This window comes from Actinoplanes teichomyceticus ATCC 31121 (assembly GCF_003711105.1).
Lineage (GTDB): Bacteria > Actinomycetota > Actinomycetes > Mycobacteriales > Micromonosporaceae > Actinoplanes > Actinoplanes teichomyceticus.
This window is the reverse complement of record NZ_CP023865.1, coordinates 107,407-131,403: the sequence shown is the minus strand read 5'-3', so window position 1 is coordinate 131,403 and position 23,997 is coordinate 107,407. Positions and strand designations below refer to the sequence as shown.

Here is a 23,997-nt window from a genome sequence, read left to right as displayed (position 1 = left end):
GTGATCGAGGTCGTGCTGCTGAGCCTGGCCGAAGGGTCGGGTGACTCGTGCGGTTCCGGCTGCGGCGGCTGCAACACCGCCTGCGCCACGCCGCGTACCCCGGTGCTGGCCTGCGCGGACGCGCTGCGCGAGGCCGGCGCCCGGGTGGAGACCGTGACGGCCGGTTCGGATCAGGAGATCGACGCGGTGCTGGCCCGCTTCGACGGCCCGGCCCGCCCGGACGGCCTGACCTGGCCGGCGCCGGCGAGCGACCTGCGCCTGGTGGTGGCCAGCGCGACCGACGGCCAGCTGCGCGCCGTGATGCGCCGGATGGTCCGCCGGTGGGCTCCGCCGCCCAGCAAGCGTCCGGCGGACCTGGCGGCGAGCCGGACCGTGCCGGATCTGCCGCCACTGGCGATCCTGCCGCTCGACCCGGGCAACCGGGCGGACCTGGCCGCGCAGCTCGGCCTGCCACGCACCCCGGCCGAGGTGGCCCAGGCGGTGCTCACCGGCGCCACCCGCCGCCTCGACCTGCTGCGCAACGACGGCGGCTCGGTGACGCTGGACGGCGCGCTGCTCGGCGGCGCCGACGACAACGGCGCGGCGGTGCCGTGGCGCGGCCGCGTGGAGGTGGACGACAACGTCCTCTCCGCGGGCGAGGAGCCGATCCTGGCCTGTGTGATCGGCAACGGCGGCGGGTACGCCGAGTTCGACGGCCTGCGGCTGCTGGCCGACGGGGATCCGGCCGACGGCCGGGTCGAGGTCGCGGTGGCGGTTCCGGTCGTCGTCAAGCAGCGGTTCAAGGGCACTCGGGTACGGGTCGAGGTGCGTCGCGCCCGCGGACGCGCCGTCTCGGTCCTGCCGCGCGAGGGTGAGCTGCAATTTCTCGATGACGGCGTGGCCGGCGCGACCAGCCGGAAGCGGTCCTGGTGGACCGAGGCCGGCGCGTGGGCGGTGTACGCCGCGTAGGGTCTGTGCCACCCTGAGGAACGCTCGGTTTACTGGGCAGTTCGGACGGGGAGGTCTGATCCGTGGAGGACGAGCACACCGGCCGCATTCCGGGCAGCAGTCCGGTGCGGGACGTGGAGCCGTTCTGGGACGAGCCGGCGCCGGAGCATCCGGCGCCGGTCCCGGCGGCGAGGAGGCCCGCGGCCTCGGCTGTTCCGCAGCCACCGCCGGCCTCGAACGGCGCGCCACCGCCGATCCCGAACGGCGCGCCACCACCGACCCTGCACGGCGCGCCACCACCGATCCCGAACGGCGCGCCACCGCCGACCCTGCACGGCACGCCACCACCGGCCCTGCACGGCACGCCCCCGACCGCGGTGCCACCGACCGCGGTGCCACCGACCGCGGTGCCACCGACCGCGGTGCCACCGACCGCGGTGCCGCCGGTGGCCGGGAACGGCGCGGCGCCGCCGGCTCCCGGTACCGGGACGTCGCCGTATGGCCACACCAGCGCGGACTCGCCGTGGGCGCAGCCGCCGCGCCGGCCCGCGGAGCCCCCGGCCCCGCCCGAGCCGCCCCGGCAAAGCCCCGTCGTCCCGCCCGCCCGGCCCGTGCCGCCCACCCCGGCGACGCACCCCAATGGGCCGATCTACCAGCCCGGCGTACGCGTGCCGGCGCCCACCCCGGCCGCTGAGCCACCCAGCGGCGCGGTCTACCGCCCGGGCGCCGCCGACCCGATCGAGGAAACCCTCACCGGCAACGGCGGCGGCCGGACCCCCACCGCCGAGGAATTCGCCCGCCGGCGGCTCGCCCCGCCACCCCAGCCCGCCGCCACCATGGGGCCGCGCGCGCTGGTCGGCAAGGGCACCCTCGGTCTGCTCAAGCTCCCGCCCGGCAAGCGCGAGCTGGAGTACAAGAAGGACGTCGAGACGGTTCGCCGCAACTTCGGCGGGCTGCGCCAGGTGACCGTGGTCAACCCGAAGGGCGGCGGCGGCAAGACCGTGGCCACGCTGCTGCTCGCCATGACGTTCGGGCAGAAGCGTGGTGGGTACGTCCTGGCCTGGGACAACAACGAGACGCAGGGCACCCTCGGGATGCGTGCCCAGCAGGACTTCCACGCCCGTACGGTCCGGGACATGCTCACCGACCTGCATCTGCTCGCGCGCGGGCGGGGCCGGGTCGGCGACCTGTCGAAGTACGTCCGCGCCCAGGGCGAGGGCATGTTCGACGTGCTCGCCTCCGACGAGTCGGCGACCGCCGGCGAGATGCTCACCGCGGAGGCGTTCGCCGAGATCCGGGACGTGGTGAGCCGCTTCTACAAACTGATCTTCGTGGACACCGGGAACAACGTCCGGGCGGAGAACTGGCAGGCCGCGATCGACGCCACCGACCAGTTGGTGATCACCATGTCGGCCCGGAACGACTCCGCGGAGACCGCCGCCCGGATGCTCGACCATCTGGAGACGAGCGGCCGGCAACGGCTGGTGCGGCAGGCGGTGACCGTGGTGACCATGCCGCCGACCCGCAAGGACATCGACCTGCCGGCGATCCAGGGACACTTCGCGGCGCGCACACGGGCGGTGCTGCTGGCCCCGTACGAACGGCGGCTCGACTCCGGCGAACCGATCCGCTACGGCGCCCTGTCCGGCAACACGAAGGATGCCTGGCTCAAGATCGCCGCAGCGGTCGCCGAAGGTCTGTAGCCGGGACGCCCGGCTCGCCTGTAACCGGGACGCCCGGCTCGCCTGTAGCCGGGACCTCGGTCCGTAACCGGGACCCCGGTCCGTAACCGGGGTCCCGTTCGTAACCAGGGCCCTCATCTGTAGCCGGGCCCTGATCTGTCGGCGGGCCGGCTGCTCGGCAGCCCGGTGATCCCGGCTGTCGCCGGAACGGTCAGGACAGGGCGTCGGCGGCGGCCGGGTCGCTGTCGCGCAGGAACTGGGCGCACCGGGCCGCCTCGTCGGCCTCACCGATCGCGGCGGCGGCCTGCGAGAGCGCGTGCAGACAGCGCAGGAAGCCCTGGTTGGCCTCGTGCGCCCAGGGCACCGGGCCGTGGCCCTTCCAGCCGTTGCGGCGCAGGGCGTCCAGGCCGCGGTGGTAGCCGGTGCGGGCGTACGCGTACGCGGTCACCGCCTCGCCGGCGGCCAGCGCGTTCGCGGCCAGCGGCGCCCACGCGGCGCTGTATGCGGGATATCTGGCGGCGACCGCCTTGAACGCCTCGTCGGTGCCGGCCACCGCGGCGGCGGCCAGGGCCTGGTCGGCTTCGGCGTCGGCCGGGAGTCGGGTCGCCGGCGGCTCGGGAAGGAGGTTCTGCATGTCCTCATTCAACCCGGTCGCCCGGGGATCATTCCGGCGGCTCGGCGTTTCCGCCCACGGGGGTGCGATGCAGTCCCTGGGCGGTGCCGGCGCAGCCCGGGCGACCCGCGTACCGGAACGAACTTCAGTCCCCGGCGGTGCCGAGTCGGATCGGGGGCGATCCGCGTACCGGAGTGCGACTCAGTCCCAGGCGGTGCCGAGCCGGACCAGGCGACCCGCGTACCGGAATGCGACTCAGTCCCAGGCGGTGCCGAGCCGGACCAGGCGACCCGCGTACTCGATCTGGGTCTGCCAGCCGGCGGGCCATGCGCCCAGGCCGAGCGCGGCGCCAGCGAACGCGCCGGCCAGGCAGGCGATCGAGTCCGAGTCGCCGGACGAGGCCGCGGCGCGGCCGAGGCAGGCGACCGGCTCCTCCGGGGAGATCAGGTAGCAGTAGAGGGCCCCGGCCAGCGCCTCCTCGGCGATCCAGCCCGCGCCGGTGACCAGGCACGGGTCGCCTTCGAACCGACCGGCGGCGAGCCCGGCGGCGACCCGGTCCAGCGCCGCGGCGCACTCGTCCCAGCCGTGTGCGATGAACTCCTCCGGCGAGGCCACCGCCGGCTGCCGCCACAGCTCGCCCAGCCAGTCGGCGCGATAGACCTTGCGCTGCTCATGGCAGCGATCCCGGAGGGCGGCGAGCAGGTGCGCGGGCGGCAGGCCGCCGCGGAGCCAGAAGACCGCGTACGCCGTCAGCTCGCTCGCCGCCAGCCCGGTCGGATGCCCGTGCGTGAGGGCGGCCTGCAACTGCGCCACACCGGCCCGCTGGTCGTCGGTCAGCCCGGGCGCCAGGCCGACCGGGGTGACCCGCATGTTCGCCCCGCACCCCTTGGAGCCGGTCTGGGTGGCCTCGGTCCACGGCCGGCCGTCGGCGAGCGCGTCACAGGCACGCAGGCAGGTCATACCGGGCGCGCGGTCGTTCTCCGGGCTGTAGGCCCAGGCCAGGAAACGACGGCGGAGCACCGGCTCGAACGACTGCGCGGTCGGGCTGGGCACCTGCAGCAGCGCCTCACCGACCGCGAGCGCCATCTGGGTGTCGTCGGTGACCAGCGCCGGCTCGCCCTCCAGCCGCCGTGGGCCGGCCGGACCGTACCTGGCCACGATCGCCGGGTAGCTCATGAACTCGGTGGGCTTACCGAGCGCATCGCCGTAGGCCAGCCCGAACATCGATCCCGACGCAGCACGCATGCGACAACTCTAGGTTCGGTGTCAACGGGCGGGTGCCTGCCGGGTGCTCGCGCGGCAGGAGCAACATGGACGCATGCCGGATCCCCTGCAACCGGTGCTCGGCGGCGATGTGCCGTTCGACTCCACCGCCTCCGAGATCGAGTCCCGCGCGGAACTCGACGTACACGTCGCCAAGGGCACCCTGGCCGGACTGATCGTTCTTGGTCTACGGCTGGACCGTCATCCGCCCGATCTGTCGGATGTGGATGTCCGGGACACCCTGTTCGTCGGCTGCCGGCTCGCCTCACCCGAGGTGGAGATCGACCTGATCCGCCGCGGGGCGCACCTGGTTCCCCCGTTCCGCACGCTGCCCTACCCGACGCATCCCGCGATGCTCTACACCCCGGACGACCTGGCCGCCGGGTTCACCGAGTCCGGCTTCGCCGGCATGTACGACACCGTGGTCTACCGGCACTTCGTCGAGCGCGGCGGTGCCGTCCCGGATGTCCGCGAGGCGCTCGCCCAGCGACTGCACGACGCCGGGATCGACAACGCGCTGGGCAAGGCGCTGGCCGCCTGGGCGGCGACGCACGGCACCGCGGGCGCGGTCGGGATCATGGGCGGGCACGCCGAGCCGCGCGGGTCGCAGCCGTACCGGATGGCCGCGTCGCTGGCCCGGCGGCTGGCCCGCGCCGGCCGGCTGATCGTGACCGGCGGCGGGCCGGGCGTGATGGAGGCCGCGAACCTGGGGGCGTACTTCGCCTCCCGGACCGAGCGGGAGCTGGCCGCCGCCATCGACATGCTGGCACCGGCACCGTACTTCTCCGACCATGAGCCGTACACCGCTGCGGCCCTGGGCGTCCGGGCGACCTATCCGCCGCCCGCGACCGACCTGGCCGACCGGCTCCGGCACGGTGGCCTGGCCCTGCCCACCTGGCTCTACGGCCACGAGCCGGCCAACCTGTTCGCCGGGCAGATCGGCAAGTACTTCTCGAACGCCGTCCGGGAGGACTCGATCCTGCGCCTGTCCCGGGGCGGGATCGTCTTCGCGCCCGGCTGGGCCGGCACGGTCCAGGAGATCTTCCAGGCCGCGACGAAGACGTTCTACCGCACCGACGGGCCGTCCGGGGCGTTCGTCTTCCTCGGCGTCGAGCACTGGACCAAGCTGCCGGTGGTGGATCTGCTCGGAACGCTGCTGGCCCGCTCCCCGCACGGCGACCAGTCCGGGTTGATAGTGGTCACCGACTCGCTCGACGAGGCGATGGCGGCGCTGTCCGGATGAGCGCAGGTCAGGCGGGGTTGGCAGCGGGGCGCACACTGCGGTCATGACGATCCTGCTCCTCGCCCTCGCGGGCATCGCGATCCTGGCGCTCGTCACGGTGCTGACCGGACGGCGGGCCCAGCGGCGGCATCCGGCCGGGCCGGTCAGCACCGGCACGGCGGCGTCGCTGGACTCCGCGTTGAGCTACATCCCGGTGGACGACAGCCCGTCGGGCAGCGCCGAAAGCCACCACCACGGCCACTCACACGGCCACTACCATGGCCATCACGACAGCGGTCACCACGACTCCGGGCACCACGGGGGTCACCACGGCTCCGGGCACCACGACAGCGGGTCGTCCTGGTCGGACAGCGGGTCGTCCTCCTCGTGGGGCGACAGCGGCGGTTCGTTCGGCGGCGGTGACAGCGGCAGCGGCAGCTACTGACAGCGGGGGACACACATGTTGACGGTTCTTCTGATCGCCGTGGGCCTGCCACTGGGCTTGGCCGGAGTGATCCGGGTGGTCCGGCGGGGCAACAGCAGGGTGGCCGACCACCAGACGTACCGTGCGCCGGCCTCGACCGGCTACGAAGGGCTCGGCGCTCTGCACGCCATGGGCGGTGCGGGCGCCGCCGGGTCGGCGGGCGGTTGCGACAGCGGCGGCGCCGGAAGCTGCTGACGGTCCGGCGCGCCGGCCACGGGAAGCTGCCGGCCATCCGGTGCCGGCCATCCGGTGCCGGCCATCCGGTGCCGGCCATCCGGTGCCAGTGCCGGGCTGCCGATGCCGCGCTGCCGGTGCCACGCGGCCGACGCTGGGCTGCCGGTGCCGGACTGCCGATGCCGGTGCCGGGCTGCCGGTGCCACGCGGCCGACGCCGATGCCGCGCTGCCGATGCCGGGCTGCCGGGATTGCTGACGATTCAGTGCGCCGGCTCCCGGAAGCCGCCGGCTTCCGCGCCGCGCGGGCGGTTCAGGCGATGTGGACGCGGCGCCAGTGCGCCGCGGGAAGATCCCCTTCCGGTACGTCGGTGAGCCCGTTCTCGTCCATCGCGTTGTAGACGGCGAGACGGGCCTCGTCGAACAGGAACTCGACCGCGTGCAGCACCCGTGGCCGCCAGTCCGCGGAAGTGGTCCGTTCGATGATGTTGACCGCGCGGAGCCGGCAGCCACGCGCCCTGCGCAGCGCGGCGTGCGGGTCGGCACGCCAGTCGAAGTGCTCATACATGTCGATCGGAACGGACATGTCGATCTGATCCCAGGTGATCGCGCACTCGTCGAACTTGCGGTGGCTGATTTCCACCCGGCTCGTCCCGAAGTCGAGGATGACCGGCCCGTCGGCGAACCAGCCCCGCTGCGCGACATCCCAGAGCAGCCAGCTCGATCGCAGTCTCCGCCCGATGAGCCGCACGAACATGTGCCGGTGCGTGGCGGCGAGGGCCTCGGCATCGTGATGCCACTCGGGTTTCCAGCCCTCGATAGCGAGCACGATCACCGTCCCTTGATCAAGACCGCACGATCGTACCCATTCCCCCGCGTACGCCTGCAAGACGAGAGCGGCCGGTCCCCGCCTACGGGGACCGGCCGCTATGCCTGCTTACGTCGAGAGACTGGTTCTCCCGCCGGACTACTTACTTGGCGAGCGTGGTGCCGGTCGAGCGGAGGTGCTCGCAGGCCTCGACGACGCGCTTGGCCAGACCGTTCTCGGCCAGCTTGCCCCAGGCGCGCGGGTCGTACGCCTTCTTGTTGCCGACCTCGCCGTCCACCTTGAGCACACCGTCGTAGTTGCGGAAGAAGTGGTCCGCGACCGGACGGGAGAACGCGTACTGGGTGTCGGTGTCGATGTTCATCTTCACCACGCCGAAGTCCAGCGCGCCGTGGATCTCCGAGAGCAGCGAGCCGGAGCCGCCGTGGAAGACCAGGTCGAACGGCTTCTCCTTGCCGTACTTCGAGCCGACCGCCTCCTGGATCTCCTTGAGGATCTCCGGACGCAGCTTGACGTTGCCCGGCTTGTAGACGCCGTGCACGTTGCCGAAGGTGAGGGCCGTCATGTAGCGGCCCTTCTCGCCCAGGCCCAGCTTGGCGGCGGTGGCCAGGCCGTCCTCGACGGTCGAGTACAGCTTGTCGTCGATCGCGGCGGAGACACCGTCCTCCTCGCCACCGACGACGCCGACCTCGATCTCCAGGATGATCTTCGCAGCCGCGGCCTCGGCCAGCAGTTCCTCGGCGATCTGGAGGTTCTCGTCCAGCGGTACGGCCGAGCCGTCCCACATGTGCGACTGGAACAGCGGGGCCAGACCCTTGGCGACGCGCTCCTTGGAGATCGCGAGCAGCGGCCGGACGTACTTGTCCAGCTTGTCCTTCGGGCAGTGGTCGGTGTGCAGGGCGATGTTGACCGGGTAGTGCTTCGCCACCTCGGTGGCGAACTCGGCCAGCGCGACAGCACCCGTGACCATGTTCTTGACGGTGGGGCCGGAGACGTACTCCGCGCCACCGGTGGAGATCTGGATGATGCCGTCGCTGCCGGCCTCCGCGAAGCCCTGCAGGGCCGCGTTGAGGGTCTGCGAGGACGTCACGTTGATCGCCGGGTACGCGAACGCGCCAGCCTTGGCGCGATCGATCATTTCGGCGTAGACCTCGGGGGAAGCGATAGGCATCGGTGCGCTCCTTGCTCTTTACATACGGGCAGCAGAGGGCAGGACCGCGCTGTCCTCCAGCAGGCAGTATTCCGCAGTTGCGGTGCGTAGCGGAAATCACCCCGAAACTCGCAACCGGAATCTCGCAGATGCCGTGAAAGGGATAAATAGCTACCGGTCATCTCCGCCTGTTGTGGGACAGATCGACACGGTCGAGGCCACGAGAGCGCTCGCACTCCGTCGTGACGCCGCCCTCGCCGACGCCTTTCACCCGGCCTGAACAGGCCGATGTTGCCGCAGCCGGTAGGTCCGGCGGCCGTGCCACGAAAGGTCTTCATGCCTGGTCGCCGGGTCCTCCGGGCGGTCTGCTTGGTCCGGCATCGGTGCGGAATCACCGGCTTTGCCACGGCCTCCCGGCACCCCGGGGACCGGGCCCGACGGCGCCTCCTTCGTGCTGTGTGATCCCGGTTACGCCCGTTCGACCTACGAACCCCGGACCTTCGGCCCGCTGTCGTACGGGTGGCTGGGGCTTCGCTCTCGGGCGCTGGGCGTCGCCGTGCTCCCGGCGATCGGTTCCCGCACCGGAGACGATCGGCGGACTCCGGGCGAGGCACACCGGAGCAGCCGGCACACACCCCGAACCGCCGGACCGAAACAGCTGGCACACCCCGAACCGCCGCACCGAAACAACCGGCACACCCCCAACCGCCGCACCGAAACAACCGGCACACCCCCAACCGCCGCACCGAACAACCGGACACTCCGGCTCGGCAGTGCCGGGTAACCCGGTGGTTCGCAGGTCTCACCCGGCCGCCTGGATCCCGACATCCGCCGCGCCGTTACCCGACTTACGCCATTCGGGGGCGGACGCATGCTTAGCGACACGCGAAAAGGGGGATCGTGTCGGTTTGGGGGGCATTCGGATCCCCGGACGCGCACCATGGACAGGAACCGGCGACACGAGAAGGGAGCCGAGATGATGCGTCTGATTGAGGAAGCCGCCCTGGAGACACCCGAGGTGGACGCCGCCGAGCAGCGGCTGAACGCGGTACCGACGTGGCAGGAGGACGAGCCTGACGACACACCCGCGTTCACCGAGGCCAACGAGTGGGACGCCGACGAACAGCGTCGTGTCGTCGAGTTCGACGACGAATACCGCTGATCGGGACACGCCCCGCTATCTGACCGCACGCCGCTGATCGAGGCGCACGCCGCTGATCCGCGCACGCCGCTGATCCGCGCACGCCCAGATCCGGGCACGCCGTCGATCCGGGCGCACGCCGCCGAACGCGGCCGGCTGCAACCGCCGCGCGCGACAGTCCACAACATGGCTGGCCATGCCCGGCCAACACAGCATATGGACACCACCGACCACGCCCTGCCGCCACGACCGCAGGCCGCGGCCGTCGGTCACGGCTGCGCGCATTACGGCACCATTCACTGCGCGGAGGCGGCCCGGGCCATTCGCTGCGCCCGGCGGACACAGCGCCGCCGGGCGCAGACCCCACCAGCGCCATTGACGCAAGCCACACCGACGGCAGGCACCAACGGACACAAACCTCCACCGAAGGCGAGCAGCCACCGGACGCAGGCCTGCACCACCCGCCTCCACCACCCGAAGGCGAGCAACCACCGGACGCAAGCCTGCACCACCCGCCTCCACCACCCGGAGGCGAGCAACCACCGGACGCAAGCCTCCACGATCGGCAAGCCGCACCGGGCGCAAGCACTAGGCCGCGTTTCGTAAAGGTCATCAGAGCCATTGGTTGATGACGGCGATGGTGACGGTGGCTTCGAAGCGGACGGCAAGCTTGTCGTACCGGGTGGCCATCGCCCGGTTCTGTTTGAGCTGGTTGATGCCGCATTCCACGGCGTGACGCTGCCGGTACACGACCGGGTCGAACGCCGGAGGACGCCCGCCCTTGGAGCCTTTGGCCTTGCGGTAGGCGTCCTGGTCGGCCTTGCTCGGGATGCACACCCTGATCCTGCGGCGGCGGGCGTACCCGCGATTGCCCCGGCTGGTGTACGCCTTGTCCGCCAGGACCAGATCCGGCCGGGTACGGGGCCGGCCACCACCGACCCGATAGACCTTGATGCGTTCCAGGACCTTGATGAACTGCGGACTGTCACCCCGCTGACCAGCGGTGATCACCGTCGACAGCGTCTTACGACCCTGCTCACAGGCCAGATGGGTCTTGGTGGTGAACCCGCCCCGGGACCTGCCCAGAGCATGATCGCCGGGTTCGGCGAACACCCCACCCGGCGGTTCCTTCTGCAGGTCACCATCACGACGGGCACCCGCGGCATGCTGATGGGCACGGCTGATCGTGGAATCGACGCTCACCGCCCACTCGATGTCACCGGCGGCGTCGGCCCGGGTCTGGAGCCGGGCCAGGATCTTCGCCCACGTCCCGTCGCGCTGCCAGCGCCGGAACCAGCGATACAACGTCTGCCAGGGTGCGTACACCTCGGGCACGTCCCGCCACGGTGTTCCCGCCCGGACCCGCCACCGGATCCCATCGATGATCTGCCGTTTCGTCCATCGCGGCGGACGGCCTCGCCGTGGCTCCGCAGGCAGCGCAGGTTCCAGCACCGCCCACTGAACGTCGGTGAGATCGTGTCGCCTCGCTGCCGCTACCCTGGGCACGAGGTCTCCGGTGGTTCAGGTTTGCTTGGTCGCTAACCCGTTTACCGGAGACCTCACTTCGTATCGACAACCGCCACGCCGGGACACGTCACACCTCGCCCGCACTTACGAAACGCGGCCTAATCGGTCCGGCCGGGCGCGGGCAGCGCCAGGCGCAAGCGACAGTTGGCGCGAGCGCCTCCGGAGGCGGAGCCCTCAGCGGGAGACGTAGTCCGGGTTGGCCGCGGCCCAAGCGGCCAACTTGTCGTCGCGGATGGCCTGGTAGAGCTCCTTGCCCACGGTGGGGTAGATCCGCTCACCCTGCCAGTGGTCATCCGTCACCTGGCTGTGGAAGGTCTGCTCGCTGATGCCGGCCAGCCGGGGCGAGCCCAGCGCCTCCACCACCTGCAGCAGCCTGGTCATGTCGCCATCCACCCGGATGCCGTCTTTCGCCTGAGCCAGCAGCCGTTGCATCGTGGAGGCGTCCGGCACCGCGCCACCCGCCGTCACCCTGTCGGCCAGGGCCCGGAGGAACTGCTGGTTGATCCGATCCCGGTCGTAGGCGCCCCTCTCCAATCCATACCGTGCCCGCAGCAACGCCGTCACGTCGTCGCCGTCGATCGGCTGGCATCCCGCGGCGAAACCCCGGCGACCGAAGCCGGCGGGAATCGCCTGTTCGAGACACATCCGCACGCCACCGACCGCCTCGGTCACCGCGCGCAGGGCGGTGAAGTCGACTGTCACGGTGGCGTCCGGCTTCACCCCGGTCAGCGTGGTCACCGTCTTCGCGACCAGATCGGGACCGCCCAGCGCGAGCGAGGCGTTCAGCCTGATGGTCCCGCGGCCGGGAATGGTGACCAGCCCGTCCCGCGGGAAGCTCACCATCCACGCGGCGCCGCGGTCGGCCGGCACGTGCAGGAGCATGACCGTGTCGGCCAGCGCGGTCGCCGAGCCGACCCGCCGGTCACTGCCGATCAGCAGCACGTCCACCGGGCCGGTGACCGGGGCAGCCGCCGCGCTCTGGCCCGACAGCACCGCCGCGTCCGACACCTCCGGTTGTCCCCCGTGCCGCCAGGAGGCGGACACGACCGGCAGTGCGGCACCGGCGAGCAGCACCGCCGCGGCGGCGCCGATCACCCGTCGCTTGGCACGTCGGCGTCTGACGCGTACCCAAGCGAAATCGATGCGGTCGCGGACCGGCCCGACGGCCGGCGTGAGTGCCTCGTGCCGCGCGAAGGCGGCCCGCAACTCTTCCTCAACCCTGCTCATCGGGCCTCCACCAGCTCGGCGCGAAGCGCGTCGAGCCCTCTCGAGATGGACGATCGCACCGTCCCGACGGCGCAGCCGAGGATGTCGGCGATCTCTTGATCGGGCAGATCCTCGTAATAGCGCAGCACCAGGGCGGCTCGCTGACGGCGCGGCAGGCTGGCGAGCAGGGACCAGACCCGGTCCCGCTCGGCGCTCTCGGCGGCGTGGTCGGAGGGTGCCGCGACCACCGGATCCGGGTCGGCTCGCAACAGCACGCGACGCCACCAGGAGGCACGGCGGGACTCGACGAACTGGTTGGTCAGGATCTTGCGCACGTAGCCGTCGGGTGAGTCGCTGTGTGCCACCCGCCGCCAGTTCAGCTGGACCCGCAGCATGGTCTCCTGCACCAGGTCCTGAGCGGTGTTCGGGTCGCCGGTCAGCATGACGGCATAGCGCAGCAACGCGCTGAGCCGGCTGTCGGCGAATTCCTCGTAGGTCACGGGCACCTCCGCTCCTACGACGGTTCCGGGAACCCGAATCATTGCGGCCGCCGGCAAATCGATGGATCGGCGTTGTCCACAGGCGGCGGCAATTCGATCGCCCGCGTCGTCCGGCGCTGTCACCATCGACGGCGTGCTGCTCACCGTGACGACGACCCACCGGCCCGCGACGGACCTCGGCTACCTGCTGGTCAAACACCCCGGCAAGGTCCATGCGTTCGACATGCCCACCGGCACGGCCTACGTCATGTATCCCGAGGCCACCGCCGACCGGTGCACCGCCGCCCTGCTGCTGGACGTGGACCCGCAGCGGCTGCGCGCCCGCGCCGACACCTTCGAGCTGGGTCAGTACGTGAACGACCGTCCCTACGCCGCCTCCAGCCTGCTCGCCAGCGCACTCGCCAAGGTCTTCCGCACCGCCTTGCGTGGCGCCTCGAAGGACCGGCCGGAGCTGGCCGCCGAGGCGATCCCCCTGGAGATCCGGGTGCCCGTGCTGCGTGGCGGCGCCGAGCTGGTCACCCGGCTGTTCGGCCCGCTCGGCTGGACGGTGACCGCCACGCCGATCCCGCTGGAGGCGGAGCTCGGCGGCGACAGCCGCTATGTCGATCTGACCCTGACCGGCACGCTGCGGCTCGCCGCCGCGCTGAACCATCTCTACGTGCTGCTCCCGGTGCTCGACGACGGCAAGCACTACTGGGTCGCCCCGGACGAGATCGAGAAACTGCTCCGCTCCGGCGCCGGCTGGCTCGCCGACCACCCGGCGAAGGTGCTGATCGCCCGCCGCTACCTGGCGCACCGCAAGTCGCTGGCGACCACCGCGCTGGAGTTGCTGGACGCGGATCAGCCGGTCACCGAGGAGGAGGCGGAGCTGCCGGTGGCCCGCAAGGCGCCGCTCGCCGGGCAGCGCCGCGACGCGGTGCTCGCCGCGCTCGCCGAGGTCGGCGCCACCCGGGTGCTGGACCTGGGGTGCGGGCCCGGTGCGCTGCTCGCCGCCCTGCTCGAGGACCCCCGGTTCACCGAGATCGTCGGGGCCGACGTCTCGGCCCGGGCGTTGGAACAGGCGGCCCGCCGGCTCCGGCTGGAGCGGCTGCCGCAGCGCCAGCGGGACCGCATCCGGCTGATCCAGACCGCGCTGACCTATCACGACGAGCGGCTCGGCGGTTACGACGCGGCCGTGCTGATGGAGGTGATCGAGCACGTCGACCTGCCCCGGCTGCCCGCCCTGGAGGCCGGCGTGTTCGGGCGCGCCCGACCCGGCGCGGTGGTCGTGACCACGCCCAACGTGGAGTACAACGTGCACTACCCCGGGCTGACCGGGATGCGGCACTCGGACCACCGCTTCGAGTGGACCCGAGCGCAGTTCGCCGCCTGGGCGGCCGGCGTGGCGCAGCGCTACGGCTACTCCGTCACCATCCGCGGGGTCGGCGACCCGGACCAGACCACCGGCGCGCCCACGCAGCTGGCGCTCTTCACCCGGACCGCGGCGGCGACCGGCCCGGCGACCGCATCCCCGCACCCGGCCGCGACGGCCCGCGAGGCGACGGCCGAAATGACGAACGAGACGAGTACGGAGGTGACCGCATGATCGACATTCCCGAGCTCAGCCTGGTCGTGCTGGTCGGCATCTCCGGGTCCGGCAAGTCGACGTTCGCCCGCACCCACTTCGCGCCCACCCAGGTGCTCTCCTCGGATTTCTTCCGGGGCCTGGTCGCCGACGACGAGAACGACCAGTCCGCCTCCGCGGATGCCTTCGACGTGCTGCACCACGTGGCCGCCAAGCGGCTGGCCGCCGGCCGGCTCACCGTGGTCGACGCCACCAACCTGCAGTCGCACGCGCGGGCCGGCCTGATCAAGGTGGCCCGGGAGCACGACGTACTGCCGGTCGCGGTCGTTCTGGACGTGCCCGAGTCCCTGGCCTGGGAGCGCACGCAGGCTCGGCCGGACCGTTCCTTCGATCGCCGGGTCCTCACCCGGATGCACCGTGACCTGCGGCGTTCCCTCGGTCAGCTGGCTCGCGAGGGTTTCCGCAAGATTCACGTGCTGCGCGGGCCGGACGAGATCGCGGCCGCCGAGATCCGCTACCAGAAGCTGTTCAACGACCGGCGTGACGAGCACGGGCCGTTCGACATCGTCGGCGACGTGCACGGGTGCCGCGCGGAACTGGAGACCCTGCTCGGCAAGCTCGGCTGGGAGCTGGTCCGGGACGCGTACGGCCGCCCGGTCGACGCGGTGCACCCGGCGGGTCGCACGGCGGTGTTCGTGGGCGACCTGGTGGACCGTGGCCCGGATTCGCCCGGTGTGCTGCGCCTGGTGATGGGCATGGTCGCGGCCGGTCACGCGATCTGCGTACCCGGCAATCACGAGCAGAAGCTGGCCCGCAAGCTGAACGGGCGCAACGTACAGCTCACCCATGGGCTGCCGGAGACACTGGAGCAGCTGTCGGCCGAGCCGGCGGAGTTCGTCCGCGAGGTGCAGGCCTTCATCGAGGGCCTGGTCAGCCACTACGTGCTCGACGGCGGGAAGCTGGTGGTGGCGCACGCCGGGCTGAAGGAGGCGTACCACGGGCGGGCGTCCGGGCGGGTGCGCAGCTTCGCGCTCTACGGCGAGACCACGGGCGAGACCGACGAGTACGGCCTGCCGGTGCGCTACCCGTGGGCCCAGGAGTACCGCGGTTCCGCCGCCGTGGTCTACGGCCACGTGCCCACCCCGCGAGCGGAGTGGCTGAACAACACCATCTGCCTGGACACCGGGTGCGTCTTCGGTGGCGCGCTGACCGCGCTCCGCTGGCCGGAGCGTGAGCTGGTCGACACCCCGGCGGCGAAGGAGTACTACGCCCCGGTCCGGCCGCTGCTTCCGGTCGCGGCCGCGCCGGAGCGCGGGCTGGACATCGCCGACGTCACCGGCCGCAAGCACCTCGATTACGGGTACGGACGGATCACCGTCCCGGCCGAGAACGCCGCGGCCGCGCTGGAGGTGATGGGCCGGTTCTCGGTCGATCCGGCGACCCTGGTCTGGCTGCCGCCCACGATGGCGCCGTGCTCCAGCTCGACCGTCGACGGCTACCTGGAGCACCCGTCCTCGGCCTTCGCCGACCTGCGCGCGGCGGGCGTCGACCGGGTGGTCTGCGAGGAGAAGCACATGGGTTCCCGGGCCGTGGTCCGGGTCTCGGCCGCGGGCGCCGGTGACGCGATCTGGACCCGTACCGGGCGGCCGTTCTTCGGCCCGGAGCTGGACGAGCCGCTGCTGGCGCGGGTCCGGGCGGCGGTGAAGCCGATCCTGGCCGAGCTGGACACCGACTGGCTGCTGCTCGACGCGGAAGTGCTGCCCTGGTCGGCGAAGGCGGGTGGCCTGATCCGCGAGCACTACGCCGGTGTGGGGGCGGCCGGCCGGGCCGCGCTGCCGGCCGCCCTGCGGCTGCTGGATCAGGTGGCCGCCCGCGGACTGGACGTGGCCGCGCTGCGCGACCGGATCGAGCTGCGCTCGTCGGAGATCGACGGCTACTCGGCGGCGTACCGGGCGTACGTGAAACCGACCGACGGCCTGGCGGGCGTCACGCTGGCGCCGTTCGCGGTGCTCGCCGGTGCCGGAGTGTCCTTCGCGGGCAAGGACCACGGCTGGCATCTGGCAATGGCGGACCGCTTGGTCGCCGCCGATCCCGAGCTGTTCACGCCCACCCGCCGGATGGTGGTGGACCTGGCCGACCCGGCCGCGGAGGCTGAGGCCACCGAGTGGTGGCTGACGCTGACCGGGGCCGGTGGCGAGGGCATGGTGGTGAAGCCGTACGCCGGCCTGGCCGCGGTGGACGGCCGGGGGCGGCTGGTGCAGTCCGGGGTGAAGTGCCGCGGCCGGGAGTACCTGCGGATCATCTACGGCCCGGAGTACACCCGCCCGGAGCAGTTGGAGCGGCTGCGGCAGCGCAACCTGGGCCGGAAACGGAGCCTGGCGTTGCGCGAGCACGGTCTGGGCCTGGCCGCGCTGGACCGGCTGGCCGAGGGCGCGCCGTTCTGGCGGGTGCACGAGCTGGTCTTCGCCATCCTGGCCGCCGAGTCCGAGCCGGTCGACCCGCGGCTGTGACGGAGGGTTCGGGTGCCGGTCGGCCGTCCGACCGGCACCCGGGCCGGGCGAACACCCTCCGCTGAACCCGGGACCGACCGCGTGTGACCGGCGGGTTTCTCGACCGGAAGCACAAGGTATCCACAGCGGTCGTACAGGTTGACCGCACCAGCGGGCCGGTACCCTGACTCCTCGTGGACATCCGTGCGCTCACCGAGCAGCTCGCCCTGAACCCGATGGACCCGAAGGATCTGATCCACACCTTCGGGCTCTACGGCGTGTGGGCCATCCTCTTCGCGGAGACCGGCCTGCTGGTCGGATTCTTCTTCCCAGGTGACTCGCTGCTGTTCCTGGCAGGCATCGCCGCGTCGCCGGTGGCCAACGCCATCTTCGGCGACGGCACCCAGATCTCGCTGCCCGGTCTGTTGATCGGCGCCCCGATCTGCGCGATCGTCGGCGCGCAGTTCGGGCACTGGCTCGGCGCACGGTACGGCCGCAAGATGTTCGAGCGCCCGGATTCGAAGCTGTTCAAGCGCGAGTACGTGGACAAGGCCGAGTACTACTTCCAGAAGTTCGGCCCGGCCAAGGCCGTGGTGCTGGCCCGGTTCATCCCGATCGTGCGGACGTTCCTGAACCCGGTGGCCGGCACCCTGGGCATGCCGGCCCGCAAGTTCCTGCTGTGGAACATCGTCGGTGCCATCCTCTGGACCGACGGTGTGCTGCTGGTGGGCTACCTGCTGGCTCAGCAGATCTACGACGCCATCGGCGAGAAGATCGACCATTACATCCTGCCGGTGGTCGTGCTGATCGTGGTCATCTCGGCGCTGCCGATCTTCATCGAGATGCTCCGCGAGCGGAAGGCGAAGAAGAACGGCACGCAGCACGGCCCGCAGCCGGCGGCGGCGGTCGGCGTGGTCGCCGCGGCCAGCATCGCCGGCCTCGCCGAGGCGGCCGCCCACCACGACGAGGACGACGAGGAGCCGTATCGCCGGCCGCGTTCGCACCGCGCCTGATCAGTCCACCGCGTCGGCCGGTCCCGGTTTCACCGGGGCCGGCCGACGCGTTTCCGGGCACCGGGGTGCCGGCCTGAGCGCGGGCAAGCACCGACGCGGCGATGAGGGAGACAGCCCGGCGGTGGGCGCGTCGCCGACCGGGACCGTCCAGCCGTCCGGCACGTCCGGACGCCCCACCGGGCCAGGAGGGTCCGGCCCGGGCGGTAGGGCCGCGGGGCGCGGCTGAGGCCGGGTCCAGGTACGCGGAAGGATTCAGCGAGGCGAAGGCGGACACCAGAGGGACCGGGCGAGGGAAGGCGGATGCGCGGGAGGGCCCGGCGAGGCGAAAGCAGGTACGCGGAAGGACCCGGCGAGGCGAAGGCAGAAACGCGGAAGGACCCGGCGAGGCGAAGGCGGGAACGCGGAGACAGCCGGGAAGTTCGACGGAGATTGCCGAGATCGTACGGAAGAAGCGGGCCGACGCGTTCCAGCCGGCCATAGGGACGGCCGGCTGGCAGCGTCAGCGCCCTCCGCCTAGATCTTGACGGTGGCGGATCCCGAGAGCCGGTCGAGGAACTCCTCCGGGCAGTCCCGGAGAGTCTCCAGCCGGCCGGCGGTCAGTGCTCGGTAGGTCAGCGCCGCCGCTTCCTCGAGATTGCGAGCGCGCTTGTGCGCCAGTTCCACCGAGTCGCCCAGGACCACACAGCCGTGGTGACTGAGCACGAGGCAGTCGGTCCCGTCCGCGGCCATCGCCGCGGTCAGGGCGGCCACCTCGGTCGTACCGGGCAGCCGGAACGGCACGGTCGAGACCCGGCGCAGGTAGAACGCGTGGTCCGTGGTGACGAGCCGGATGTGTTCGCCGAGCGCGTCGAGCAGCAGGGCCGTCTGCGGGTGCAGGTGCACCACGGCGTTCACGTCCGGCCGGACCCGGTAGAGCGCGAGATGCAGCGCGAGCTCGCTGGTCGGCTCGATCCGCGGCGGTGGCACGGTGCCGACCGTCGCAGGTTCACCGTCCGTGATGCGAACCGGCGCGAACGTCGCCCGGCTGAGCCGGTCGAGCCAGGCGCCACTCGCGGTGACCCAGATGGCGTCCTCGTCCGGGATCCGGGCCGACAGATTGCCGCCCGATCCGCAGACGAGGCCGGCCTGGACCACGTCGTAACCCACGTGTGCAAGCTGATCACGCAGGTCACCAGGCACGTAGTTCACGCGTTCCTCCTCGAATCGCCAGGGGTGGCCGGGGAAGAGGTCCTCGGCCTGGCGTCACGCCCCCATGTTCCCAGTGACGCCAGGCAGTGCCCATCGATCAGCGAGCCTTCTTGGTCGCCCGCTTGCGGGGCGGCGTCAGCAGGTCCGCAATGGTCGCGATAGCGGTCGGCACGAGGCGGTAGTACGCCCACACTCCCCGCTTCTCGCGCTCCAGCAGCCCCGCCTCGGTCAGAATCCGCAGGTGGTGACTCACAGTCGGCTGCGAGAGACCGAGCGGTGCCGTCAGGTCACAAACACACGCCTCACCGTCCGTTGCGGACTGGATGAGGCTCAGCAGCCGCAGCCGGGCCGGGTCGGCGAGTGCCTTCAGCACTCCCGCCAGGCGCTCGGCGTCGGCGCGTTCAATCGGCTCGCCGGCAAGCGGCGAGATCTGAGGCATCGTCATTTCCGCCAACGCAGTTCCCACGATCTCCATCCTTCCACCAACTGCATCGATTCTCCTGCATGTGAGCAGGAACGAACCGGCTAACTTTCAGGCCGTAAGGCCGACATCGATCGCCGCGTCGGTCGACCGCCGACGCGGGCCGGAGCTCCGTACCGCGTCACCCATCCGATCAACCTTTCCGCCACACCGACTTCGGTCTCTGCCTCCTGCAACGCCTCAGCCGCCATCTGGTCGCTACCCATCCGTGTCGAGCTCTCGATCCCCTTCTCGGGAGTGAGCCAACCCACATTGTCAATTCATCGATTGTTTCGGTTCACCGATCCAGGCGATGACTCGGCACGGAACGCGTTGAACCCATCACGCCACGCTGCGCGATCAACAGGTCGCTACGCGCCTCACGACCCGATGAAAGCACGACACCACGCTGCGCGACGGGCAATTCAGTGATGAATTTACCCAGGTCGTGCCCTGCCTTCATGACATCGAGCGTACTGGCTTGAAGGAAACCGGAATCTTTCGCCCCGCCGGGGCGGAACGGAACTATTGACCCAGGCCTCTACATGGCTCTGTAAAGAAGGTTTACCGATCGGACTACAGGTCTCGACCTTTCCGGCGACCATAGATGCAGCTCAAAGCGGGTAACACCGCCACGGTACCCAGGCGCTCCTCAAGATGACCTGGTAGCCGCGCTGTGAGAGTGCTGTGAACCCCGGAAATCACCTTTGTCCGACCGGGGGAAAACACCCACCGGACGGCCGATCTGCCGCTATCCGGACAGCCGATCGGGTGACGGCGAAGGAAACAGTCTGTACCCCTTCGAGTGACCCACAGTCGTCGATACGGAACCGGATCCGGCCGCCCCTCGGCAAGGTCACTCGGGCGGCCTACGCCAGTATTCGTCATCGGACGCAGGCGCGGGCCGGTTCGGCGACGGATCACCCGGCCGCGTCGTGGCCTCACTGTGTCCCTCACCACTGTGCGTAGCCGGGGGCACTGCGACTTCGCCCCTCGGACCCTCCGTCACCACGCCCGGCGATCGTCCGGCCGTGCCCGATGTGGCCCCCGCCGCGCCCGAGGGGCTGCCATCGACGGCCGTCCCGGTCGGCAAGCCGACTGAGGGGGCAGGGGCCGGCGTACTCCCCGCAGGCGGGTAACCCGTGTGCGACACCGGCGGCAGGTAGCCGGACAGATCCGGGGCGGGCGACGCCGGCGGAGGGAAGCCCGGCGGCGTGGCCGGGGCGTACGGGGAAGGATGCACCGGAGACACGTACCCCGAAGCGGGCACCGCTGAACCGGCTGCCGCGACACCCGGATGCGGTACCCCGGGCGCCTCGCCGGGATTCGCACCCTGAGACGTTTCCAGCGGGGGGAAGTACGGCGCGGATCGAACCTCGCCGGGCGCCGGCACGCCGCCGTAGGGCATGGCCGGGGTGCCGGGCGGCGCGGACGCGGCGCTGTGGGGCGTGGCCGGGGTGTCGTGCGGCACGGCGCTATGGGGCGCCGATGAGGCGCCGTAGGGCGCGGACGCGGCCCCGTAGGGCGCGGACGCGGCCCCGTAGGACGCGGACGCGGCCCCGTAGGACGCGGACGCGGCCCCGTAGGACGCGGACGCGGCCCCGTAGGACGCGGACGCGGCCCCGTAGGACGCGGACGCGGCCCCGTAGGACGCGGACGCGGCCCCGTAGGACGCGGAAGGGGCCCCTTGCGGCGCGGGCGCGGTGCCCTGTGGCTGCGACGGCACGCTGTAAGCGGGGCCGTAGGGCTGCGACGGCACGCTGTAGGGCTGCGGAGCGGCGCCGTAGGGCTGAGCCGGCACGCCGTAGGGCGGTGGAGCGGCGCCGTAGGGCTGCGACGGCACGCCGTAGGGCGGTGGCGCGCCGTGGGGGACCGGGGACCCCGCCGGGATTGACAGCCCGGGTTGGCCCGGGGCGTGGCCGAAGAAGGTCCGCGGGGCGGCCAGCAGTGTCGCGGCGACCGTGAGGTAGGCCAGGACCTGCAAGCCCGAGACCACGACGTTCAGACCGATCCACCCGTCCGGGTACGCCGAGGTGAGCGCTTCGCCGACCGAGCCCGGCACCGGATCGCCGGAACGCTGCGCCAGCACCGTGACGAATGACCCGAGACCGCCGAGCACGCCCAGCCCGCACACGATCAGTGTGACCACCCAGGCGACCCGGCTGCCCCGGCGCAGGCCCAGGCCGAGCACCACGAAGAGCGCGAAGGCCAGGATCGACAGCACGGCGGCGAGCGCGGCGTCCAGCCAGACCACCGAGACCAAGTTCTCCGCCTGGTCGCTGGTGACCGCGTCACGGAAGCGGCTCACCGTGCCGGGCGCGATGGCGACCGCGGCCACGGCGTAACACAACCCGGCCGCACCCATCAGCCAGAGCAGGGCGGAGGCGGTCGACACCGCGGGCGGGCGCGCGTCGGTGGGCGGCGGCGCAGGCGCGGCGTCGGGCGGCAGGGCGGCGTAGGACATCGATGGCTCCCGCGGTGTTCGGCTGGCACGAACCTATCGCGTACCGGTGGTGTGACGTGGGCGGACCGGTCGGCCTGTGGACAGGCGAATCGGCCCGCCTGTGGATAAGCGAACCGGCCCGCCTGTGGACAAGCGGGCCGGTTCCGGAAATCGATGGAAGGATCGTCGGCGGGAGGCCGGGCTTCGGATCAGGCCGGTTCGTGCGGCGGCCGCGGCTCGTGCGGCGGCCGCGGCTCGTGCGGCGGCCGCGGCTCGTCGGCGGCGGGAGAGGCCGGTGGTGTCTCCGGCCGCGACCCGGACGCCGAGGACGGGTGATCGCCGGAGGAAGCCGCCAACTGCTCACCGGAGGAGGACGAGGAGGAGGAGGAGGACGGTGATGATGACGGCGCCGACGGCTGTTCACCGGGAGATGGCTGCTGGGCCGGCCATGCGGCCGGGGACTGCCACGGGTCGCTGGCCGGACCGGGATAGCCCGCTCCCCGAGCGGTCGACGGCGAGCCGCCCGCTTCAGAGCCACCCGCGACAGGGCCGCCCAGACCCGAGCCACCTACCCCAGGGCCTTCAACCTCAGGACCTCCTACACCAGGGCCCCCCGCAGCCGGACCGCCCGTGGCCGGACCGGACATCGGGCCCTCGGCCGATGCCGGGCCGCGCGACGGAGCATCCGCGGTGGACGACGCGGGAGACGCCCACGGATCGCTCGCCGGTCCGTGAGCGGCCTCCGGCGCCCCGGGCTGAGACGTCCCCGGCCCGGCCGGAGAGGCGTAGGACCCTCCGGACGGCGAGTGCCCCGCCGCGCCGCCCGGCGCCGGATGACCCGCCGAACCGCCGGGCACCGGGTAACCCGCCGAACTGCCGGGCACCGGGTAACCCGCCGGGCTCCCGGGCGCCGGATGACCCGCCGAACCGCCCGGCGCCGGATAACCCGCCGGGCTCCCGGGCGCCGGGTGACCTGCCGGGCTACCGGGCTGCCCGGGATAGGGCGACGGGGCCGAAGGCTGCCCCGGGTACGCCGACGGCTGGCCCGGATAGGCCGAGGGCTGCCCCGGGTACGCCGACGACGGGTCGGCATAGGGCGAAGGCTGCCCCGGGTACGGCGGCAGGCCCGGCGCCGGCTGACCCGGCTGACCGTACTCGGGCTGTCCCGGCTGTCCCGGCTGCGCGTGACCGCCCGGATACGGCTGCCCGTACGCCGGCTGCTGCGGATACCCACTCGGATATCCGGTCTGGTACGGATTCCACCCGGCCGCCGGTTTCTTGAAGAACCGGTTCGACGCCGGCACCGCCAGCAGGATGACCACCGTGATCAGTGCCCCGAGCGCGAACAGCGTGAACAGCACCGCGGCCGACTCGATCCAGTCGGGCACCACGCCGTCGAGCCGCGCGTCCAGCTCCCGCTGGGTGGGCAGCCGGTCGATCCCGGTGCCGGTCCCGACCGCGTCGGCGAAGCGCGTGACCATGACGATCGACGTGTACGGCAGGACGAGCGAGCAGCACATCAGCAGGCCGCCGACGATGAACGTGGTCACCCGGGCCGGCTGCTTGCCCCGGAGGTCGAAGATGCCCAGCAGGATCAGGCCGACCGCGATGAGGCTGTACAGCACGATCATCAGCACGGCGAACGCGACCAGCGCGCTGCCGAAGCCCTCGTACTCGGTGCCGTAGTACTCCTGGTCGAGGATCGGCCCGGCCTTCTCGAAGGTCGAGAAGGCGAGAATCGCGTACCCCACCTGGGCGGCGGCGATCAGGAAGAGCAGCACGGACGCGACCGTCACGGTGGCCGGCCGGTGGGGTGGCGCCGCCGAAGGATACGGCGCCGGATATGTGGGAACGGTCACAGAGTCCTCCTCTAGATCCATTCACGGTATCGGTCCGGGACCACGGCCCGCGACCGGCACGCACGCAGCGCGACGTCGTGGCGACATCAGGCGAGGATGCCGCAAATCACCGCAAAGAGTCGCCCGTTCGGGGGGCGACACCGCTGGACCGCGACCCCTAGACTTCCATGCCGTGGCGTCCGGCAGGCACCAGAGACCTCCGGCGACGCCCCCTGCCCGCACGAGTCGCCCGCCCCGCCCACCGATCGCCGGGGCCGAGGCAGACCGT

General features: G+C 71.8%; 21 protein-coding genes. 9 read left to right on the top strand and 12 right to left on the bottom strand.

Annotated features, from left to right (window positions below):
- Positions 1-948 carry a diacylglycerol kinase family protein gene (locus tag ACTEI_RS00560; protein ID WP_122975837.1) on the top strand — a complete coding sequence of 316 codons (948 nt, stop codon included), beginning with the start codon at positions 1-3 and terminating at the stop codon, positions 946-948.
- Between the two features lie 62 nt (positions 949-1,010).
- Positions 1,011-2,630, top strand: a complete 1,620-nt coding sequence (locus ACTEI_RS00555; RefSeq protein WP_239082729.1) for a cobalamin biosynthesis protein CobQ — start codon at positions 1,011-1,013, stop codon at positions 2,628-2,630.
- 190 nt (positions 2,631-2,820) lie between these two features.
- On the opposite strand, the gene ACTEI_RS00550 is transcribed toward ACTEI_RS00555, so the two are convergent.
- The gene (locus tag ACTEI_RS00550; protein ID WP_122975836.1) at positions 2,821-3,243 is read right to left on the bottom strand and encodes a DUF3151 domain-containing protein; all 423 of its coding nucleotides are present in this window, start codon (positions 3,241-3,243) and stop codon (positions 2,821-2,823) included.
- A 234-nt stretch (positions 3,244-3,477) separates the two neighbouring features.
- A complete protein-coding gene (locus tag ACTEI_RS00545; protein WP_122975835.1) occupies positions 3,478-4,467 on the bottom strand; it encodes an ADP-ribosylglycohydrolase family protein in 990 nt (329 codons plus the stop codon).
- A 73-nt stretch (positions 4,468-4,540) separates the two neighbouring features.
- On the opposite strand from ACTEI_RS00545, the gene ACTEI_RS00540 reads away from it, so the two are divergent.
- The 3 genes from ACTEI_RS00540 to ACTEI_RS00530 are packed head-to-tail and all read left to right on the top strand — an operon-like array spanning position 4,541 to position 6,386.
- Positions 4,541-5,728, top strand: coding sequence for an LOG family protein (locus ACTEI_RS00540; RefSeq protein ID WP_122975834.1), 1,188 nt, complete (start codon positions 4,541-4,543; stop codon positions 5,726-5,728).
- A gap of 43 nt (positions 5,729-5,771) precedes the next feature.
- Positions 5,772-6,152 carry a hypothetical protein gene (locus ACTEI_RS37670; protein ID WP_187646015.1) on the top strand — a complete coding sequence of 127 codons (381 nt, stop codon included), beginning with the start codon at positions 5,772-5,774 and terminating at the stop codon, positions 6,150-6,152.
- 15 nt (positions 6,153-6,167) lie between these two features.
- Complete coding sequence (locus ACTEI_RS00530; protein ID WP_122975833.1) at positions 6,168-6,386, top strand: hypothetical protein; 219 nt, start codon at positions 6,168-6,170, stop codon at positions 6,384-6,386.
- 290 nt (positions 6,387-6,676) lie between these two features.
- On the opposite strand, the gene ACTEI_RS00525 is transcribed toward ACTEI_RS00530, so the two are convergent.
- Both ACTEI_RS00525 and fbaA read right to left on the bottom strand, forming a co-directional pair.
- The gene (locus tag ACTEI_RS00525; RefSeq protein WP_239082733.1) at positions 6,677-7,198 is read right to left on the bottom strand and encodes a hypothetical protein; all 522 of its coding nucleotides are present in this window, start codon (positions 7,196-7,198) and stop codon (positions 6,677-6,679) included.
- A 136-nt stretch (positions 7,199-7,334) separates the two neighbouring features.
- Positions 7,335-8,360 (bottom strand): class II fructose-bisphosphate aldolase, encoded by a 1,026-nt coding sequence (gene fbaA / locus ACTEI_RS00520; protein ID WP_122975832.1) that lies wholly within the window; start codon positions 8,358-8,360, stop codon positions 7,335-7,337.
- 955 nt (positions 8,361-9,315) lie between these two features.
- Here fbaA and ACTEI_RS00515 point away from each other — a divergent pair.
- Positions 9,316-9,501, top strand: a complete 186-nt coding sequence (locus ACTEI_RS00515; protein ID WP_122981840.1) for a hypothetical protein — start codon at positions 9,316-9,318, stop codon at positions 9,499-9,501.
- Positions 9,502-10,092: 591 nt separating this feature from the next.
- On the opposite strand, the gene ACTEI_RS00510 is transcribed toward ACTEI_RS00515, so the two are convergent.
- The 3 genes from ACTEI_RS00510 to ACTEI_RS00500 form a co-directional block, all read right to left on the bottom strand.
- A complete protein-coding gene (locus ACTEI_RS00510; RefSeq protein WP_122975831.1) occupies positions 10,093-10,986 on the bottom strand; it encodes an IS5 family transposase in 894 nt (297 codons plus the stop codon).
- Between the two features lie 195 nt (positions 10,987-11,181).
- A complete protein-coding gene (locus tag ACTEI_RS00505) occupies positions 11,182-12,234 on the bottom strand; it encodes an LCP family protein (protein WP_122975830.1) in 1,053 nt (350 codons plus the stop codon).
- The gene (locus tag ACTEI_RS00500) at positions 12,231-12,713 is read right to left on the bottom strand and encodes a SigE family RNA polymerase sigma factor (RefSeq protein ID WP_122981839.1); all 483 of its coding nucleotides are present in this window, start codon (positions 12,711-12,713) and stop codon (positions 12,231-12,233) included. The genes ACTEI_RS00505 and ACTEI_RS00500 overlap by 4 nt, the downstream gene beginning before the upstream one ends.
- 133 nt (positions 12,714-12,846) lie before the next feature.
- On the opposite strand from ACTEI_RS00500, the gene ACTEI_RS00495 reads away from it, so the two are divergent.
- The 3 genes from ACTEI_RS00495 to ACTEI_RS00485 all read left to right on the top strand — a co-directional run bounded on the left by ACTEI_RS00495 (position 12,847) and on the right by ACTEI_RS00485 (position 17,779).
- Complete coding sequence (locus ACTEI_RS00495; RefSeq protein ID WP_122975829.1) at positions 12,847-14,298, top strand: 3' terminal RNA ribose 2'-O-methyltransferase Hen1; 1,452 nt, start codon at positions 12,847-12,849, stop codon at positions 14,296-14,298.
- Positions 14,295-16,787: a polynucleotide kinase-phosphatase gene (locus ACTEI_RS00490; protein ID WP_122975828.1), complete on the top strand. Its 2,493-nt coding sequence runs from the start codon at positions 14,295-14,297 to the stop codon at positions 16,785-16,787. The genes ACTEI_RS00495 and ACTEI_RS00490 overlap by 4 nt, the downstream gene beginning before the upstream one ends.
- A gap of 173 nt (positions 16,788-16,960) precedes the next feature.
- Complete coding sequence (locus ACTEI_RS00485) at positions 16,961-17,779, top strand: DedA family protein (protein WP_239082221.1); 819 nt, start codon at positions 16,961-16,963, stop codon at positions 17,777-17,779.
- 513 nt (positions 17,780-18,292) lie between these two features.
- On the opposite strand, the gene ACTEI_RS00480 is transcribed toward ACTEI_RS00485, so the two are convergent.
- From ACTEI_RS00480 to ACTEI_RS00465, 5 genes are all read right to left on the bottom strand, one after another.
- Positions 18,293-18,967 carry a class II aldolase/adducin family protein gene (locus tag ACTEI_RS00480; RefSeq protein ID WP_122975827.1) on the bottom strand — a complete coding sequence of 225 codons (675 nt, stop codon included), beginning with the start codon at positions 18,965-18,967 and terminating at the stop codon, positions 18,293-18,295.
- Between the two features lie 97 nt (positions 18,968-19,064).
- Complete coding sequence (locus ACTEI_RS00475) at positions 19,065-19,442, bottom strand: ArsR/SmtB family transcription factor (RefSeq protein ID WP_014440216.1); 378 nt, start codon at positions 19,440-19,442, stop codon at positions 19,065-19,067.
- 283 nt (positions 19,443-19,725) lie between these two features.
- Positions 19,726-19,890 carry a hypothetical protein gene (locus ACTEI_RS36645; protein WP_164465802.1) on the bottom strand — a complete coding sequence of 55 codons (165 nt, stop codon included), beginning with the start codon at positions 19,888-19,890 and terminating at the stop codon, positions 19,726-19,728.
- Positions 19,891-20,283: 393 nt separating this feature from the next.
- A complete protein-coding gene (locus tag ACTEI_RS00470) occupies positions 20,284-21,891 on the bottom strand; it encodes a hypothetical protein (RefSeq protein WP_122975826.1) in 1,608 nt (535 codons plus the stop codon).
- 188 nt (positions 21,892-22,079) lie between these two features.
- Positions 22,080-23,729, bottom strand: coding sequence for a hypothetical protein (locus tag ACTEI_RS00465; RefSeq protein WP_145830788.1), 1,650 nt, complete (start codon positions 23,727-23,729; stop codon positions 22,080-22,082).
- Positions 23,730-23,997: the final 268 nt, after the last annotated feature.